The 14,655-nt window shown below is 66.8% G+C and carries 19 protein-coding genes and 4 pseudogenes; 15 read left to right on the plus strand and 8 right to left on the minus strand.

Annotated features, from left to right (window positions below):
- On the plus strand, positions 1–190 hold a 190-nt coding region (locus AB0N03_RS36320; RefSeq protein WP_364381691.1), incomplete at its 5' end, for a hypothetical protein.
- A gap of 470 nt (positions 191–660) precedes the next feature.
- On the opposite strand, the gene AB0N03_RS36325 is transcribed toward AB0N03_RS36320, so the two are convergent.
- On the minus strand, positions 661–1,008 hold the full coding sequence (locus AB0N03_RS36325; protein ID WP_364381694.1) for a hypothetical protein: 348 nt from the start codon (positions 1,006–1,008) through the stop codon (positions 661–663).
- 668 nt (positions 1,009–1,676) lie between these two features.
- On the opposite strand from AB0N03_RS36325, the gene AB0N03_RS36330 reads away from it, so the two are divergent.
- Positions 1,677–1,913, plus strand: a complete 237-nt coding sequence (locus AB0N03_RS36330; RefSeq protein ID WP_364381697.1) for a hypothetical protein — start codon at positions 1,677–1,679, stop codon at positions 1,911–1,913.
- A gap of 25 nt (positions 1,914–1,938) precedes the next feature.
- A complete protein-coding gene (locus AB0N03_RS36335; protein WP_364381700.1) occupies positions 1,939–2,319 on the plus strand; it encodes a hypothetical protein in 381 nt (126 codons plus the stop codon).
- A gap of 213 nt (positions 2,320–2,532) precedes the next feature.
- On the opposite strand, the gene AB0N03_RS36340 is transcribed toward AB0N03_RS36335, so the two are convergent.
- Positions 2,533–2,694, minus strand: a complete 162-nt coding sequence (locus AB0N03_RS36340; RefSeq protein ID WP_364381703.1) for a hypothetical protein — start codon at positions 2,692–2,694, stop codon at positions 2,533–2,535.
- Positions 2,695–2,745: 51 nt separating this feature from the next.
- Positions 2,746–2,883, minus strand: a complete 138-nt coding sequence (locus tag AB0N03_RS36345; RefSeq protein WP_364381706.1) for a hypothetical protein — start codon at positions 2,881–2,883, stop codon at positions 2,746–2,748.
- Between the two features lie 200 nt (positions 2,884–3,083).
- Between AB0N03_RS36345 and AB0N03_RS36350 the strand changes: the two genes are divergently transcribed.
- The 12 genes and pseudogenes from AB0N03_RS36350 to AB0N03_RS36405 form a co-directional block, all read left to right on the plus strand.
- Entirely contained in the window at positions 3,084–3,512 is a 429-nt protein-coding gene (locus AB0N03_RS36350; RefSeq protein WP_364381709.1) for a hypothetical protein, read from the plus strand.
- 48 nt (positions 3,513–3,560) lie between these two features.
- A complete protein-coding gene (locus AB0N03_RS36355; protein ID WP_364381712.1) occupies positions 3,561–3,833 on the plus strand; it encodes a hypothetical protein in 273 nt (90 codons plus the stop codon).
- A 117-nt stretch (positions 3,834–3,950) separates the two neighbouring features.
- A complete protein-coding gene (locus AB0N03_RS36360; RefSeq protein ID WP_364381715.1) occupies positions 3,951–5,024 on the plus strand; it encodes a tyrosine-type recombinase/integrase in 1,074 nt (357 codons plus the stop codon).
- A complete protein-coding gene (locus AB0N03_RS36365) occupies positions 5,021–5,341 on the plus strand; it encodes a helix-turn-helix transcriptional regulator (protein ID WP_364381718.1) in 321 nt (106 codons plus the stop codon). Before AB0N03_RS36360 ends, AB0N03_RS36365 begins: the two co-directional genes overlap by 4 nt.
- Positions 5,338–5,787, plus strand: coding sequence for a hypothetical protein (locus AB0N03_RS36370; protein ID WP_364381721.1), 450 nt, complete (start codon positions 5,338–5,340; stop codon positions 5,785–5,787). The genes AB0N03_RS36365 and AB0N03_RS36370 overlap by 4 nt, the downstream gene beginning before the upstream one ends.
- Positions 5,784–6,917, plus strand: a complete 1,134-nt coding sequence (locus AB0N03_RS36375; RefSeq protein ID WP_364381724.1) for a hypothetical protein — start codon at positions 5,784–5,786, stop codon at positions 6,915–6,917. Before AB0N03_RS36370 ends, AB0N03_RS36375 begins: the two co-directional genes overlap by 4 nt.
- 103 nt (positions 6,918–7,020) lie before the next feature.
- Positions 7,021–7,377: a hypothetical protein gene (locus tag AB0N03_RS36380; protein ID WP_364381726.1), complete on the plus strand. Its 357-nt coding sequence runs from the start codon at positions 7,021–7,023 to the stop codon at positions 7,375–7,377.
- A 60-nt stretch (positions 7,378–7,437) separates the two neighbouring features.
- A complete protein-coding gene (locus AB0N03_RS36385) occupies positions 7,438–7,935 on the plus strand; it encodes a hypothetical protein (protein ID WP_364381728.1) in 498 nt (165 codons plus the stop codon).
- The gene (gene istB, locus AB0N03_RS36390) at positions 7,932–8,732 is read left to right on the plus strand and encodes an IS21-like element helper ATPase IstB (RefSeq protein ID WP_364381731.1); all 801 of its coding nucleotides are present in this window, start codon (positions 7,932–7,934) and stop codon (positions 8,730–8,732) included. Before AB0N03_RS36385 ends, istB begins: the two co-directional genes overlap by 4 nt.
- 71 nt (positions 8,733–8,803) lie before the next feature.
- Positions 8,804–9,678 (plus strand): annotated as a pseudogene (locus AB0N03_RS36395) (IS3 family transposase); the annotation flags it as partial.
- A 134-nt stretch (positions 9,679–9,812) separates the two neighbouring features.
- A pseudogene (locus AB0N03_RS36400) lies at positions 9,813–11,157 on the plus strand (IS30 family transposase).
- A gap of 4 nt (positions 11,158–11,161) precedes the next feature.
- Positions 11,162–11,440: pseudogene (locus tag AB0N03_RS36405) on the plus strand (integrase core domain-containing protein); the annotation flags it as partial.
- Position 11,441: 1 nt separating this feature from the next.
- Here AB0N03_RS36405 and AB0N03_RS36410 read toward each other — a convergent pair.
- From AB0N03_RS36410 to AB0N03_RS36430, 5 genes and pseudogenes are all read right to left on the minus strand, one after another.
- Positions 11,442–11,909, minus strand: a pseudogene (locus AB0N03_RS36410) (IS3 family transposase); the annotation flags it as partial.
- Between the two features lie 25 nt (positions 11,910–11,934).
- Positions 11,935–13,149: an IS110 family transposase gene (locus AB0N03_RS36415; RefSeq protein ID WP_364381734.1), complete on the minus strand. Its 1,215-nt coding sequence runs from the start codon at positions 13,147–13,149 to the stop codon at positions 11,935–11,937.
- Positions 13,150–13,429: 280 nt separating this feature from the next.
- A complete protein-coding gene (locus tag AB0N03_RS36420; protein WP_364381737.1) occupies positions 13,430–13,843 on the minus strand; it encodes an IS3 family transposase in 414 nt (137 codons plus the stop codon).
- Positions 13,840–14,130: a transposase gene (locus AB0N03_RS36425; protein ID WP_364381740.1), complete on the minus strand. Its 291-nt coding sequence runs from the start codon at positions 14,128–14,130 to the stop codon at positions 13,840–13,842. The genes AB0N03_RS36420 and AB0N03_RS36425 overlap by 4 nt, the downstream gene beginning before the upstream one ends.
- Before the next feature lie 237 nt (positions 14,131–14,367).
- Positions 14,368–14,643: a hypothetical protein gene (locus AB0N03_RS36430; protein WP_364381742.1), complete on the minus strand. Its 276-nt coding sequence runs from the start codon at positions 14,641–14,643 to the stop codon at positions 14,368–14,370.
- Positions 14,644–14,655 lie beyond the last annotated feature (12 nt).

A 14,655-nucleotide genomic window follows, 5' to 3' on the forward strand; every position in this document is an offset into this window, starting at 1 on the left:
CGGCCAGCGGCGCCAGCAGGCCACGCACGTAGGCACGGGCCCTGCGTCGAGGTTCCGCCCGATGGAACCGTCCCGCGACCTGCGCAAACAGGTCAACCAAACCCGACACCCAGGCAGCCAGGTCATCATCACTCAGCACAAGATCGACACACTACACCGTCACTATCACGAAGTGCCGCTGGAGTACTAGCTAGGAGACGACCTCGCATGCGCCAAGGCGGGCCGACGTTGACCGGACAGCACCCTCAAGTTTCCCTACGATCACGCCGGCCCGCCGGGGCCTCAAATAGCTAGGAGGCGGATGTCGTTGTTCGGCACGCCGCTCCGGCCAGCGGCCCACGCTGTGCCCCAAGGTCGGGGTACCTCGTCGAGACGCCCCCGATCTCGTGTCATGACAGGCAACGCAGCTGATGATCAGATAGCCGAGCCCGACGCTAGGTCAAACACGAAAAGCGGCCAGAATCAGAACCTGCTGCTGCTCTGCACCGAGGAAGATGAACCCGGTGTTCGACGCCGGGCCCTGGTGATAGGGCTCGACGTGCCTTCGCCGCCGCATGCCGGGTTGACATCGTCGTCGCCATAGGCCACCAGGGTGAGTGGTCATGTGCGGAGCTCCACGAACCAACCGAAAGATCAACTCGGCGCGATCAAGGTTCAGCACTACTCGCTCTCCGGAGCGTCGCCCCGGGCCTGCATGTCCCGCAGCGCCTCGTCGGCCGCAGTGATCTCCAGGTAGTACTGCCGGTGCACCTTGTATGTGCGATCGAGCTCGACCTTGTGGTACATCCCGGTCGGCTCGCCGAAGCGGAAGTCGCGCGGGAGACGCTGGACGCTGTCGCGGCCCACGATCAGGACGGCGCGGTCGGTGGCCACGAACGTCCACACCCGCGCGGTGAAAATCCACGAACCGGTCTGCGCGATGAATCCCGTCTGGATCTGCTCGCCGGGCTCCAGGTGCGGCGCGGCCCGCTTGGCGATCAGTTCGACCCGTCGTTCCTGGTAGCCCATGGTTTCCCTCCGAAGCCAGACGTGTCCACAGCGTAGGGCAGGCTGCCGGCGGGGGACATTCGATGGCAGCTTCAGTCCAACCCGCCACGATAGGCGACTCCGGCGGTCTCACCGGCCAGCGGTGGCACACCGCGCCACGGATCGAACGGGACGGACAGGCTCGTGTAGACGGTCCGGCGGTCGGTGGCCTGGACCTCGAAGCAGTATCGACTCACCGGGGCGGTCGCCGTGTGCGGCCACTGGGCGAGGACGGTCCGGTTCGGTTCCCCTCCGGCACCACGATCATCGCGTAGTCGACGGCGTCCGAGCTGCTGGTCCAGCTGAGCGTGACGCCGGTGGCCGCCGCGGGCGGAGGGCGTCCGCGGCGTCGTCGTGAGATCGTCCTGTCAACCGCTGAGCAGCAGTGCCGCTCCGGCCTCAGCGACGCAAATGGCGACCGCACCACCTCGGGACCGCAGGGCGCCGAGACGTCGTCGGAGGCCCGTCGGATTCCGGGGCCGAGGCGGCCGGACGCGAGATCAGTCCTTGTTCGGCAACAACCGAGCAAACGATTTCCCTCCGGAGACAGTTGTGTCGGACCGGACCTGCGCGGACAGGAGCTCGGCGCACGCACCACCCACACGTGTGGTGTCTACGTCGCTGAACGAAACCATGGTTACCATGCTCGGGTGTCGAACCCGATCGACGAGAACACGGCCGAACTGGAGCACGTGCTGGAGCAGATCGAGCACGCCGCCGAGCAGGCCGCCGGATGGCTGGGTGAGCGGGATCGGCTTGTCGTGCAAGCGAAAACGCTCGGTGGCAGCCACCGCCAAATCGCCTCGCGCGCCGACCTGTCCCACGCCCCCATCGGAAAACTGAAGGCCTACTGGCCGCCCAAGCCAGCCGACGACGCACAGCCTTGACCTGGCGGTACCGCGGAGGACCACCATGACCGACGTCACCGGAGACAACGGCGAACTCATCAACCGCCTGCTCACCTGCTGCCACAGCGGCGCCGAATCATGGACCTCCCGCAACTTCTTCGCCCTGGCCACCTACACCGGACTGCTACGCCGCGAACCCCTCCTACCAGATCAGGGCGCCGACAACCTCCGCCAACACCTCATGAATATCGTCACACTCGGGCTGCGCGAAGACCTGCTCGTTCGAACACTACGCGACGAACTCGACCAATTCTGGAGCACGCAAGCCGACGTCGCGACAGCTCGACAGGGAATCGAGGAACTCCGGGCACAGCTCGAACACATCCGAGACAACCCTGTCGACTACCTCGGCCGAGTCGGCGGCTCGATCGACGAAGTGATCTAGAATGCCGAGACCACCCTCGCCGCTGACGGACTGCAACCGATCGACGCTGACGGCGCTGTCGCTCGCTGGATCAACGCCAGCCAGTGGCGAGAAACCACCGCACAGCTGCTGCCGGATGAGGTCCTGCAGCAGTGGCGGGACAGAAGCAAACGCAAACACCCGTGAGGTGTGTCGCGATCGGGACCGCCGCGTTGGCGTCGGCAGTTGAGCGCGCTAGCTCGTCGGCCACCCTCCGAGTTTCACCGTCGAGGCCCACGGATCCGGGGCATCGAGCAGCTCGTCGAGCTGGAACGGCTCACTGCGGCGGTCCACGGCCGATGCCACGGTCTCCGGCCGACACCACACCGCGCCGTCGCCGATCAGCTGCAGGCACACGTCACACACCGCCAGCAGAACCGGCGCGGCCGCCGGCCCTTTTCCTGACGGTCACGGCCGGGCCTGCAGCAGATGATCGAAGTCGTGCGCCTCCTCCACCGCGCGACTGTGACCGAGAGCCACGGCGAGCATCGCGTCGAAATCCGGATCCGGCGCCGGGACGAGCACCGCGGCGGTGACGTCCTCCAAACCCGACAAGGTGCTCGCCTCGCGGCGAGCGCCCAGCTGGCCATGGCATCGTGATTTGGCCCCGGTTGGGCCCGCTAGCGGGCCCAACCGATCGGGCGAATTCCTGCTCGTGGTGTGCGAGTCGGCGGGTCGAGTTGAGGGTCCTGGGTGGACAGTGCCAGCGAGGGGCCGTCCGCGTGGGAGCCGGAATGGTGTCCAGGGTGGAGTTGTTCGCGCTGATCCGGCGAGATTCCCGGGTGGAAGGCCTGTCTGTCCGGGCGTTGGCTGACCGGCACGGGGCGCACCGCCGGACGGTGCGTCAGGCCTTGGGGTCGGCGGTCCCGCCGGCGCGGAAGGCCCCGGCGCGGTCGTCCCCCGTGACCGGGCCGTTGCGCGAGGCGATGGACGAGATGTTGCGGGCAGATCTGGACGCGCCGCGTAAGCAGCGGCATACCGCGCACCGGATCTGGGAACGGCTGGTCGACGAGCACGACGCCAAGATCGCCTATCGCACGGTGTCGAAGTACGTCGCGAAGCGACGTCCGCAGATCGTGCTGGAAGCACGGAATCGGGCGAATGTGATGGATGGATTCGTGCCACAGACGCATCTTCCAGGGCAGGACGCCGAGGTCGATTTCGCTGAAGTCTAGGTCAACGTCGGCGGGGTCGACACCAAGTGTTTCCTCTTCACACTGCGAATGTCGTTCTCCGGCAAGGCAATTCACCGCGTCTACTCCTCACAGGGCCAGGAGGCGTTCTTCGCCGGGCATGTCGCCGCGTTCACCGAGCTGGGCGGTGTCCCGGCCGGGGAGATCCGTTACGACAACCTCTCCTCGGCGGTCCGGCGGGTCTGCTTTGGACGATCGCGGGTGGAGACCGATCGGTGGGTGCTGTTCAAGTCCGCCTATGACCATGTTCCCGTCAGTTCCTCCGGCCTTGACCGGGCGAGTCAGGCCTGCGTGTTCGCCTGACCTGCGGCCCCGCCGCGCTCACCTGTCGCCCCGTGATCTACGATCAGATTTCGAGATTCCTGAACTTTAGCGTGAGTTCGTGCCGGTCTCGGTGAATCTCTGAAGTGGGGGCGGCGGATGTCGGTAGCGGTCGTGCGGGATCTCCGGCCGCAGCTGAGGTTGGAGACGGCGGAGGAGACGGCTGCTTTCGAGCAGGACTTGCTCGCCGAGTTCGTGCTCGCGCGTTCGTCGGCGGGGATCGCCGACAGCACGATCCGGGCGGACCTGGCCGCGGTGGTCGATCTGCGGGAGTGGTCCGGTCACCCGTTGTGGGAGATGACGCCGCAGCGTCTGGACGGCTATTTCGGGCGGCACCTGCGTGAGGCGATGCCGGGGACCAAGGTCCGCAGGGCTGCGGCGTTCGGCGTCTACTTCGAGTTCCTTGAGCTGCGCCACCAGCCCGACATCCACGCTGCCACCGGGTTCGTTGTCGAGTCGCCGCTGGACGAGGTCAACCGGCCTCGCGGTGGCACGCACGCCAGGTTGCGGATCCCACCCGCGCCGCGCGAGGTCGCCCAGCTGTTCGGCGGCTGGCAGGACGAGCTGGCCGACGCCCGCAAGTACGCGCCGCTGGTCCGCAACTACACGGCCTGCCGGCTGATGAGCCTGATCGGCCCGAGGGTGTCGGAGATGTGCCTGCTGCGGATGGGTGACCTCCGTTGGGAGCTGGGCACCTTCGGCAAAGTGTTGTTGCGGGGCAAGGGAAGCGGTGGTCGCGGGCGGAAGGAGCGGCTGGTCCCGCTGATCAACGGCCCGCGGGAATTGCTCGAGTGGTGGGTGCATGGGCCTCGATGGGAGTTCGACGACCGGCTCAATGATCCGCTGGCACCGGTGTTCCCGTCTGAGCGCCGCAACGCCGACGCCACCAGCAGGTTCGTCACCACCGATGCCCTGCGCGACGGACTGGCGGACGCGGTCACGCTGCACCTGCCGGGCCACAGTGGCCGGTTGTCACCGCACTTGCTGCGGCATTTCGCCGCCTCCGATCTCTACCGCAACGGCATGGATGTTGTTGCCCTGCAAGAAATTCTGGGCCATCAGTGGCTCAACACCACCATGATCTACGTCCATGTCGACAAGACCCACATCGAAGACGCCTGGGCCGATGCCGGCCGCCGGGCCGCTGATCGCTTTGGAGGCCGATCACGATGAAGTGGAATCTACGCCTGGCCGCCGCGCAGCGCGACATCTGGAAGGCATCGCAGCTGCAGGCGATGCTCGCCGACGCTGGCCTGGTCATCAGCGCAGGCAAGATGTCGCACCTGTGGTCCGGCCAACCGGTCACGATCCGACTGGAAGACTTGCAGATCATCTGCTCGGTGCTCGGCTGCATGCCCAACGATCTGCTCGTCCTGGAGCAGGACACGACCACCCGGAGGACGACGACCGAAACCGCGCCGCTGCGAGCCGCCGCCGGCGAGGGACCGATTCAACGGCGTCACGCGGGACGGGCGAAACCACCGGTATGAGCACCACCGCGCCGCGGCCCCGGCGGGGTCCCCGCGAATACCGGGGCCCCGCGCGCAGCTGCGAACAATGCTTCACCTGGGGCGTGCTAAGAAGCAGGCTCTGCCGCGGATGCGAACGGTTTGCCGCCAAGTACACGACCGCGCTCTGCCGGACATGCCGACGGATCGTCCCGGTCTGCGACGAGGTGTGTCGGCTCTGCCGCAAACAGGCCGGTCTCGTCGCTGGTCCGGACAACAAGATCGCCGTCGACCTGGCCGTCGCCGCCACCGGTCACCAGTTGTTCTTCGCCAACATGGAACGAGCGCTGCACGTGCGGCGCAGGGCCGCCCTCGGCACACCAGCCAAGGACCGTCGGGCGACGGTTATCGCCGTCCCGGCCCTGGCGACGATTCCTCTGCGGTCCCAAGGACTTCTGTTCGACCCGCTCGGGACTGCCGACGGGTGAGCAGCCTCAGCCCCGCTCGCGACCCGAGGTTTCTCGACCTCGCGCTGCGGCACGCCGACGAACTGGCCGAGCAGCGCGGCTGGCCCTCACGCACCTTGCAGCAAGTCCGCCGCGGCCTGCGGATGCTCGCCGGCAGCCATGACCCCGGCGAGCCGATCAAAACCAGCACCGTCACGGCCCTGAGCCCGGTCGGCGTTCCCGGGCTGCGGGTCCTCGAGGTCCTCACCGCCATCGACGGCGACGTGATGGCCGAGGACCGTCCCGATTCATTGGCCGTCTGGATCGACGAGCAGTTCCATGCACTGCCACCGCAGATGCGCCAAGAGCTGGATGCCTGGATCACACTGCTGAGAGACGGCACACCGCGCAGCCCGGCGCGCCATCGCTCCACCGTTTCCGCCCTGCTGGCCAAGGCTCACCCGTTCCTGCTCGAATGCGCCAACCGCTATACCACCCTGCGGCAGGTCACCCGAGACGATGTTGTCAAGTGGCTCGAGGGCCGCACACATCAAGGCAACGACGCCAGCGCGCTGCGCAACCTGTTCCGCAGCCTCAAATCCCAGCGGCTGGTGTTCACCAACCCGACTTCTCGCATCCGCATCGGTGCGCCGCACCAGAGCACACCGACCTCGCTGAGCCAGGACTCATTGAGCGAGCTCGGTGACGCTGCAAACCACAGCGCGCAACTGCGGGTCGTCCTCGCGCTGATCGGAGTGCACGCCTTACAGCCCAACCAGGTCCGCCGGCTGAGCCTGGAACACCTCGACCTGCCCAACCGGTGGCTGCGCACCGGCGACGTCGACCGCGCCATCGATCCCTTCACCGCGTCGGCGATCCTCGACTGCCTCGCCCACCGGCACGACCGCTGGCCGCACACCAGCAACCCGCACCTGCTGCTGACCCGCCGCACCGCACACGAACAAGGCCCGGTCAGCGAGTACTGGCTCGCCGGCCTGTTCCGCGGCTTGCCGGTCACGCTCCGCCAGCTGCGCGAGGATCGAATCCTCGAAGAAGCCAGAGCCACCGGCGGCGACCCGCTGCACATCGCCAGCATGTTCGGCCTGGGCGCCCAAACGGGGCTCCGCTACGCCAGCGCTGTCCATCCCGGACTCGCCGATCCCGGCAGTTGAGCCAAACCCACCGCCCCATAACGCTGCCAAGCAGCGACTTCCTGCAGCAGCACCGTCAGAATTCGTGAACTCACCGGCTTCCGGTGTCACCAGTTTCTATTGCATGCCAGGTAAACAAGGCGCTCACGAGAAGGGCGGTGTCGAGGGCGAAGGCGGCCGGTTCCGGCGACGCTGGTTCGTCCCGGTCCCGAAGATCGCTGACATCTCCGGGCTGGCCGGCATCAACGACCGGCTCGCCGCGGCGGACCTGGCCGAGGACGCCCGACACATCGACCAGCGGGTCAGCACGATCGGGCAGGACTTCGCGCTTGAGGCGCCGCTGCTGGCGGCGTTGCCGGTAGACGAGTTCGACATCGCGCTGACCACGACACCGCAGGTGGACCGCTACGCGCGGATCACCGTCCGCCAAGCGCTCTACTCGGTGCCCGCCCGGCTGATCGGGCAGACGGTGCGGGCGTAGCTCGACGCGGAGGAACTGGTCGTCCTGCACGGATCCACGGAGGTCGCGCGGCACCCGCGGTTGACCACCAAGGGCGGGCAGCACCTGGTGCTGGATCACTACCTGGAGGTCCTGGCCGGCAAACCCGGCGCGCTGCGCGGGGCGACCGCGCTGGTCCACGCGCGGCAGCGGGGCTGGTTCACCGCCACCCATGACGCGTTCTGGGCCGCCGCCCGCGCCAAGCACGGTGACCAGGCCGGCACGCGGCTGCTGATCGAGGTTCTGCTGCTGCACCGGCGAATGAGCCACGCGCACGTGCTCGCCGGGATCCGCGTCACGCTGGAGGCCGGGTCGGTCTCGCCCGATGTGGTGGCGATCGAGGCCCGCAAACACGCCGCCACGGCCGGCGACACCACGACGATCGAGTCGCCGCGGCCGCAGCGCAGCCGCAGCAAGGTCGTGTCCCTGCCCGAGCGTCGCCGCGATCCCGACCTGCCGACGGACTCCCGCCCCGCACCGTCGGTCGCCGCCTACGACCAGCTGCTCAGCAACACTCCCAGGAAGGGAAACGCGTCATGACCCGCACCACCAGCCGCGGCCGGGACCAGATCACCGAGGAAGCCGCCGACGCCGCCATCGAGCAGGCATGCCGGATCCTGCGGCTGCCGACCATCCGCGACCGCTTCGGCGACCACGCCGCCGCCGCGGCCCGGCAGCAGGCCCCCTACAAGAGCTTCCTCTCGGAGCTGCTGTTCATCGAGTGCGAGGACCGGGAAGTCCGCCGCAAAGCCCGCCTGGTCAAACAGGCCGCCTTCCCCCGCACCAAACGCATCGAGGACTTCGACTTCGCCGCCAACCCGAACGTCCCGCCCGCACTCGTGCACACCCTCGCCAAGGGCGCCTGGATCCGCGCGGGGCGGCCGGTCTGCCTGATCGGGGACTCCGGCACCGGCAAGTCGCATCTGCTGATCGGCCTGGGCACCGCCGCGGCGGAGGCCGGGTTCAAGGTTCGTTACGTCACCGCCGCCGCGCTGGTCAACGAGCTCGTCGAGGCCGCCGACGACAAGCACCTGTCCAAGACCATCGCCCGCTACGGCCGCGTCGACCTGCTCTGCCTTGACGAACTGGGCTATCTCGAGCTGGACCGCCGCGGCGCGGAGCTGCTGTTTCAGGTGTTCACCGAGCGAGAGGAACGCTCGAGCATCGCGATCGCGAGCAACTCGGCGTTCAGCGAGTGGGCGCGCACCTTCACCGACCCGCGGCTCTGCGCCGCGATTGTCGATCGGCTCACCTTCGACGCCAGCATCATCGAGACCGGCACCGAGTCGTTCCGGCTGCGCGCCACCAAACGCCGCCGCACCAACCGGGCCAGCTGAACACGGGTCTGCCCAGGGTTTGCTTGACACCTGTTGTGTGAGGCTTCGGCCTTGCGTGAAAGGATGTCATCGTGCCCAAGCCCTACCCTCGTGAGTTCCGTGACGATGTGATCGCGGTCGCCCGTCGCGGCGAGAGCTCGTTGAAACAGGTCGCCAAAGACTTCGGGATCTCCGAAGGGTGTCTGGCCAACTGGCTGCGTGCCGCCGACATCGAGGACGGCACCCGGCCGGGTGTGACTCGTGAGGAGTCCGCCGAGTTGCGGGAACTGCGTAAGCGGAATCGGCTGCAGGAGCAGGAGAACGAGGTCCTGCGCAAGGCTGCCGCGTATCTGGCGCAGGGCAATCTGCCGGGAAAATAGTGTTCCCGCTCGTCCGTGAACTGGCCGCGGCCGGCGCCCCCGTGCGGGTGCCGGCCGCGGTGACGTGCAGGGTGCTTGGCCTGTCCCGGCAGGCCTACTACCAGTGGCGATCCGCCCCGGTCTCGCAGCGGGACTGGGACGACGCCCATCTGATCAACGCCGCGTTGGAGATCCATGCCGATGATCCGGCGGATGGGTATCGGTTCATCGCCGATGAACTCGCCGCGTGCGGGTTCACCGCCTCGGAGAACCGGGTCTGGCGGATCTGTTCGATGCAGCAGATCTTCTCGGTGCACGCCAAGAAGAAGGGGCTGTCCCGGAAGTCGGGGCCACCGGTGCATGACGACCTGGTGCGCCACGATTTCACCGCCGACGCCCCGAACACCAAGTGGTTGACCGACATCACCGAACATCCCACGAACGAAGGGAAACTCTACCTGTGTGCGATCAAGGACTGCTACTCCGGCAGGATCGTCGGATACGCCATCGACTCGCATATGCGGGCCTCACTCGCGGTCAGGGCGCTGCGTAACGCGATCGCACTGCGCGACCCGTCCGGTACCGTCGTCCATTCCGATCGCGGCGCCCATGGCGGATTCAACTGGTCGTCGCAACACCTTGATCATGAAGGTGTGGGATGGGGCGCGGTAGGAAGCAGTTGCCGGAGGCGCCGGTGGTTGCGCGGCGGCAGTGGGCGGCGGATCGGGCGTTGCGGGCACCGATGCGTTCGCCGGGCCGGCCGGAGCCGTCTCGGGCGGTGCAGCGGGATTTGGCGGCAGATCGCGTCGGGAGCAACGACGGCTGAGTCGGCGGAGGCTGTGGGGGTGTCGTGGCCGGTCGGGGTCCGCTGGTTCCGTCACGCTGACGGCATGCCGCCGATCAGCCTGGACGAGCCCGCGGGCCGGTACCTGTCGTTCGCCGAGCGTGAGGAGATCGCGCTGCTGCGCGCGCAGGACGTCGGCGTGCGTGAGATCGCCCGCCGCATCGGCCGCGACCCGGGAACGATTTCACGCGAACTGCGCCGCAACGCGGCGACCAGGAGCGGGAAGCAGGTCTACCGTGCCCTGGTCGCGCAGTGGAAAGCGCAGCAGGCAGCGAAACGCCCGAAGACCGCGAAGCTTGTTGGCGACGACAGGCTGCGCGAGTACGTGCAGGAGCGGCTGGCCGGTGCCGTCTGCCGACACGATGGCACGGTCGTCGCCGGGCCTGAGACCGCGTGGACGGGGCTGAACAAGCCGCATCGGCAAGACAGACGGTGGGCGACGGCGTGGAGCCCGGAGCAGATCTCTCACCGGCTCCCGGTTGATTTCCCCGATGATGAGTCCATGCGCATCAGCCACGAGGCGATCTACCAGTCGCTGTTCATCCAGGGGCGCGGCGCGCTCAAGCGAGAGCTGGTCGCGTGTCTGCGCACCGGCCGGGCCCTGCGGGAACCGCGAGCCCGATCAGGCAACAAGCCACAGGGGCATGTCAGCGCGGATGTCGTCCTCAGCGAACGCCCCGCCGAAGCCGCCGATCGCGCCGTTCCAGGGCACTGGGAAGGGGATCTGATCATCGGGACGGGCCGGTCCGCGATCGGCACGCTCGTCGAGCGCAGCAGCCGGTCCACGCTCCTGGTGCACCTGCCCAGGCTGGAGGGCTGGGGAGAGAACCCACCGGTGAAGAACGGACCGTCGCTCGGCGGCTATGGCGCCGTCGCGATGAACGCCGCGTTAGCTGCCTCGATCACACAACTACCGCAGCAACTACGGCAGACCCTCACCTGGGACCGCGGGAAGGAACTGTCCGGGCACGCGCAGCTGACCCTCGAGACGGGGACGAGGGTTTTCTTCGCCGACCCGCACTCACCATGGCAGCGACCGACCAACGAGAACACGAATGGCTTGCTGCGCCGGTACTTTCCGAAGGGCACCGAGATGTCCCGATGGTCGGCTGAGGAACTCGAAGCCGTCGCCTTCACGATCAACAACCGGCCCCGCAAGATCCTCGGCTGGCGAACCCCGGCCGAAGTCTTCGCCGAGCAGCTACGCTCACTCCAACAACCCGGTGTTGCATCCACCGATTGAACTCGCCCAGTTCCGGTCGGGGGCCTACCGGCGTCTGCTGGGTGCTCACGGGTTGGCCGGATCGATGGGCCGGGTCGGTGCGTGCGGCGACAACGCGGCGATGGAGTCGTTCTTTTCGTTGCTGCAAAAGAATATTCTTGACACCTGTCGCTGGCGTACCCGCGAGGAACTACAGCTGGCGATCGTGTCCTGGATCGAGACCAAATACCACCGCAAACGCCGGCAACGGGGGCTGGGCAAGCTGAGGCGTCCCGAAATTTCCGGACAGCTTTCTTGTCGCTAATTCATGCTGCGAGCTGTCGGCTCAGGTACTCGTTGTGGACCTCTAATGGGGTCTTGTAGTCGAGACCTGAGTGGAGACGTTGTCGATCATAGAAGCCTTCGATGTATTTGACAACCTCCTGTCGTGCCTGTGCGCGCGTGGTGAACGTCATGCGATTTGTCCACTCGTTCTTCAGGGTGCCGAAGAAGGATTCGGCCATGGCGTTGTCCCAGCAGACTCCGGTGCGTCCGACGGATTGCCGCATGCCTTTGCAGGCGAGCATGGTGGCGAATTCATAGGACGTGTAGTTCGAGCCGCGATCGGAATGGAAGATGCATCCTGGCTGGATGGCGATCGTGCCGGCCGCAGAATCCAGGGCGGTGGTGATCAGCGATGTCTTGTAGTGATCGGCCATGGCCCAGCCGGCCACCATTTTCGAGTAGCAGTCGATGACCGTGGCCAGGTAGACCCAGCCCTCGTTGGTGGCGAGGTAGACATCCCACGCCGGTCGGGTGTCAAGTCGCGGCCGTTGCTGTTGCCGATGTTGGCCAGGCGGCGCTGTCGTCCCAGGGCTGGTTGTTGATCATGCACCACCATAAGCGGCCGAGGAGTTTGTTGGCGAGGTTACGTAGCGCGGCGTTGTGGTGGTCGCCGGCAGCTCGGCGCCGGTCGTAATGAGCGCGTGCTCCGGCGGATTTGGTGAGGGTGGAGAACGCCCACCAGTGGCACGCGTCGCCGAGGCGTTTGTTACGGACCTTGCGGGCTTTGACGTAGTGTGAACGTCCGGACGCGCGGGTGACGGGCGCGGTGCCGGCGAAGGCTCGCAGCCCTGCGGCGGTGGTGAAACGTTGGGAATCGTCACCGACTTCGGCCAGGACCCTGGCGGCGAGCACAGGTCCCAGGCCGGGCGCGGACTGCAGGGTCGGTGCCATGGGGTGTGTGGCGAATTGTTGAGCCAGCTCGGTTTCGAGCACGTCGACCGCGGTGCGCATGGACGTGATGATGGCCACCAGCTGCGCGACAGTCACGCCCAGCGCGGCTTCGACCTGCGCAGGTTGCCGCAGCGCGGGGCACTTGAGTCCGTCGAGGATCTTCTCGACGAGGCCAGGATCGTTGCGCCTGCCGCACCGATGCAGGAGCGCGACAACGCGCCGACAGTTCAACCGTGCGGCAGCCTCCGGAGTCGGCGCAGCGGCCAGGATCGCCGTCGTAGCATGATGTTTGAGATTCGTGAACGTCGTGACGGCGTTCGGGTAGAACTCCAGCAGCACCGAACGCAGCCGGCTCACGGTCTGGTTCAACGCCCAGATCGCCTCTTGATGCTGGCGTGCCAACGCCTTGATCGCCAACGCGTGCTCGCTGATCTCCGGCAGCTGCCGGTGCATCGGTCGGTCGGTGCGCAGAATGTTCGCCAACACGGTCGCGTCGCCGGGATCGGACTTTCCGCCGGCCTGACCGTGCCGCTCGCGGTAGCGGGCGACCGCGCGCGGGTTGATCGGATAGACCGGGAACCCGGCGCCCGCCAAGGCGACCACGAGCAGGTTCTTCTCAGTCTCAAGTGCAACAGGAATCTGGGCCGGCTCACCGCGTTCGGCAAGCATGCCCATGAGCGTCGAACACCTTTCCGCGCCGACGCCGATACGTTGCCGGGCAACAACTTTTCCGTTTTCGTCGACTAACGCCACGTCATGGTGCGCTTCGGCCCAATCGATTCCACAGGTAATGGCCACACGTGCCTCGCCTTCTGCTCGCTACCGGTTGCGGTGAGCTCGAGGCTGATGCGGCGACCTAATGGACAGCGCTCGATGGCGCGGCATCTCACAAGCCGATCATCCGGCCCCGGGGTGGCTGGCAGGGTCACCGTCTACCTTCAGATCTCTGACGTGTCACGTGAATCAACAGCAGTGATCACCTGCAACCAGCTCAGCAACACTCTGCACTGGATCAGTGATATCTCAGGGACCCCTGCCAACCACCCGCACCGTGTCGAGCCGGAACCCGACTCTCCCATTAGGTGATGTCGCCGACCAGTTTCGTGCCGGGCTCGGTGGCGGTGAAGTCCCGCGCGAGGAGGTCGGGGATCCGGTGGGCCTGGTCGGCCTCGGTGGTGGTCGGCCGCCACGGCCGAGGCTGGCAGGCCACCAGGTCCAGCTCGCGCATGAGCTCGCGGACCAGCTCGTCGGACACCTGCTCGCCCGAACGCAGCAGCACGGCGTGGATGCGCCGGTAGCCGTAGGTGCCGTGGTTGGCCTGGAAGATCGCTGTGATCATCGCCGTCAGCCGCTCGCGGCGGCGGGCCGTCGGCGACGGTGCCCGGTCGCGCCACTCGTAGTAGCCCGAGGTCGACACGTTCAGCCAGGCGCACATCTTGCTGATCGGGAAACGGTCCTTCTCGCCGTCGATGAACGCAAACTTGGCGCTCACCGATACTCCTGGGCGAAGAAGGCCGCAGCTTTTCCCAAGAACTCGTTCCGCACTTTGAGTTCCTGGTTTTCCCGCTCGAGTTCCCGCAGTCGGGCGCGCTCGGAAACCGACAACGGTTCCTCCTCCGCTGGGTGCGCCGTGCGATACTGTGCGACCCAGTTGCCGAGCGTGCCCGGGTTGATCCCCAACTCCCGAGCTACCTGCGCGACCGGACGATTTCCGTCGGTCACCATCTTGACAGCTTCATCCCGAAACTCGGGAGAAAACTTCCGACGCCGTTCCGGCATTGATCATCCTCCATTCCAGACTGGACCTTATTAGGTCTGCTGTCCGGAAAGCGGGAGGCGCGCCAGTGGGCGGCGGGCAGCGTGTAAGGCGATGCCGGTTCGGTCAGCCCCTCGGGGTGCTGACCACTGCGCGGATGCTGGTGGACCCACCCGTCGTGTACACGCTCGAGCAACTGGGGCCGGCCGGGCTGGGTGTGGACCAGGTCGGCCACCCGAACCGCGGATCCGGACCCGGACCTACCCCAGCCACAACAGGCTGACTGGCCGGGTGACCACCACATTTCCGCTATCGGCCAATCCCGCGGCCAGCGCATCCAGGGCATTGGCATTACAACTGTACAACCGGATCGGTGTCCTGCGGTCCCACTGCGCGACCCGCAACGGCTCCATCAACGCCTGCACATCACGCAACGAATGCTCCAGTAACACGATCCCGATCCGGCCCGGCTCAGGCGACAACCATTCGGTAGCCGCCCACAACCCCGAACGCGGATCACCGATCACCACACCCACCCCACGAAGCTT

This window comes from Amycolatopsis sp. NPDC051061 (genome assembly GCF_040682935.1).
Classification (GTDB): Bacteria; Actinomycetota; Actinomycetes; order Mycobacteriales; family Pseudonocardiaceae; genus Amycolatopsis.

Bases quoted from the DNA above. Each gene is read 5' to 3' on its own strand.
- AB0N03_RS36325 (WP_364381694.1), bottom strand. From the start codon at position 1,008: ATGGGCTACCAGGAACGACGGGTCGAACTGATCGCCAAGCGGGCCGCG.
- AB0N03_RS36335 (WP_364381700.1), top strand. From the start codon at position 1,939: ATGACCGACGTCACCGGAGACAACGGCGAACTCATCAACCGCCTGCTC.
- AB0N03_RS36355 (WP_364381712.1), top strand. From the start codon at position 3,561: ATGTCGTTCTCCGGCAAGGCAATTCACCGCGTCTACTCCTCACAGGGC.
- AB0N03_RS36360 (WP_364381715.1), top strand. From the start codon at position 3,951: ATGTCGGTAGCGGTCGTGCGGGATCTCCGGCCGCAGCTGAGGTTGGAG.
- AB0N03_RS36365 (WP_364381718.1), top strand. From the start codon at position 5,021: ATGAAGTGGAATCTACGCCTGGCCGCCGCGCAGCGCGACATCTGGAAG.
- AB0N03_RS36370 (WP_364381721.1), top strand. From the start codon at position 5,338: ATGAGCACCACCGCGCCGCGGCCCCGGCGGGGTCCCCGCGAATACCGG.
- AB0N03_RS36380 (WP_364381726.1), top strand. From the start codon at position 7,021: ATGCCAGGTAAACAAGGCGCTCACGAGAAGGGCGGTGTCGAGGGCGAA.
- istB (WP_364381731.1), top strand. From the start codon at position 7,932: ATGACCCGCACCACCAGCCGCGGCCGGGACCAGATCACCGAGGAAGCC.
- AB0N03_RS36425 (WP_364381740.1), bottom strand. From the start codon at position 14,130: ATGCCGGAACGGCGTCGGAAGTTTTCTCCCGAGTTTCGGGATGAAGCT.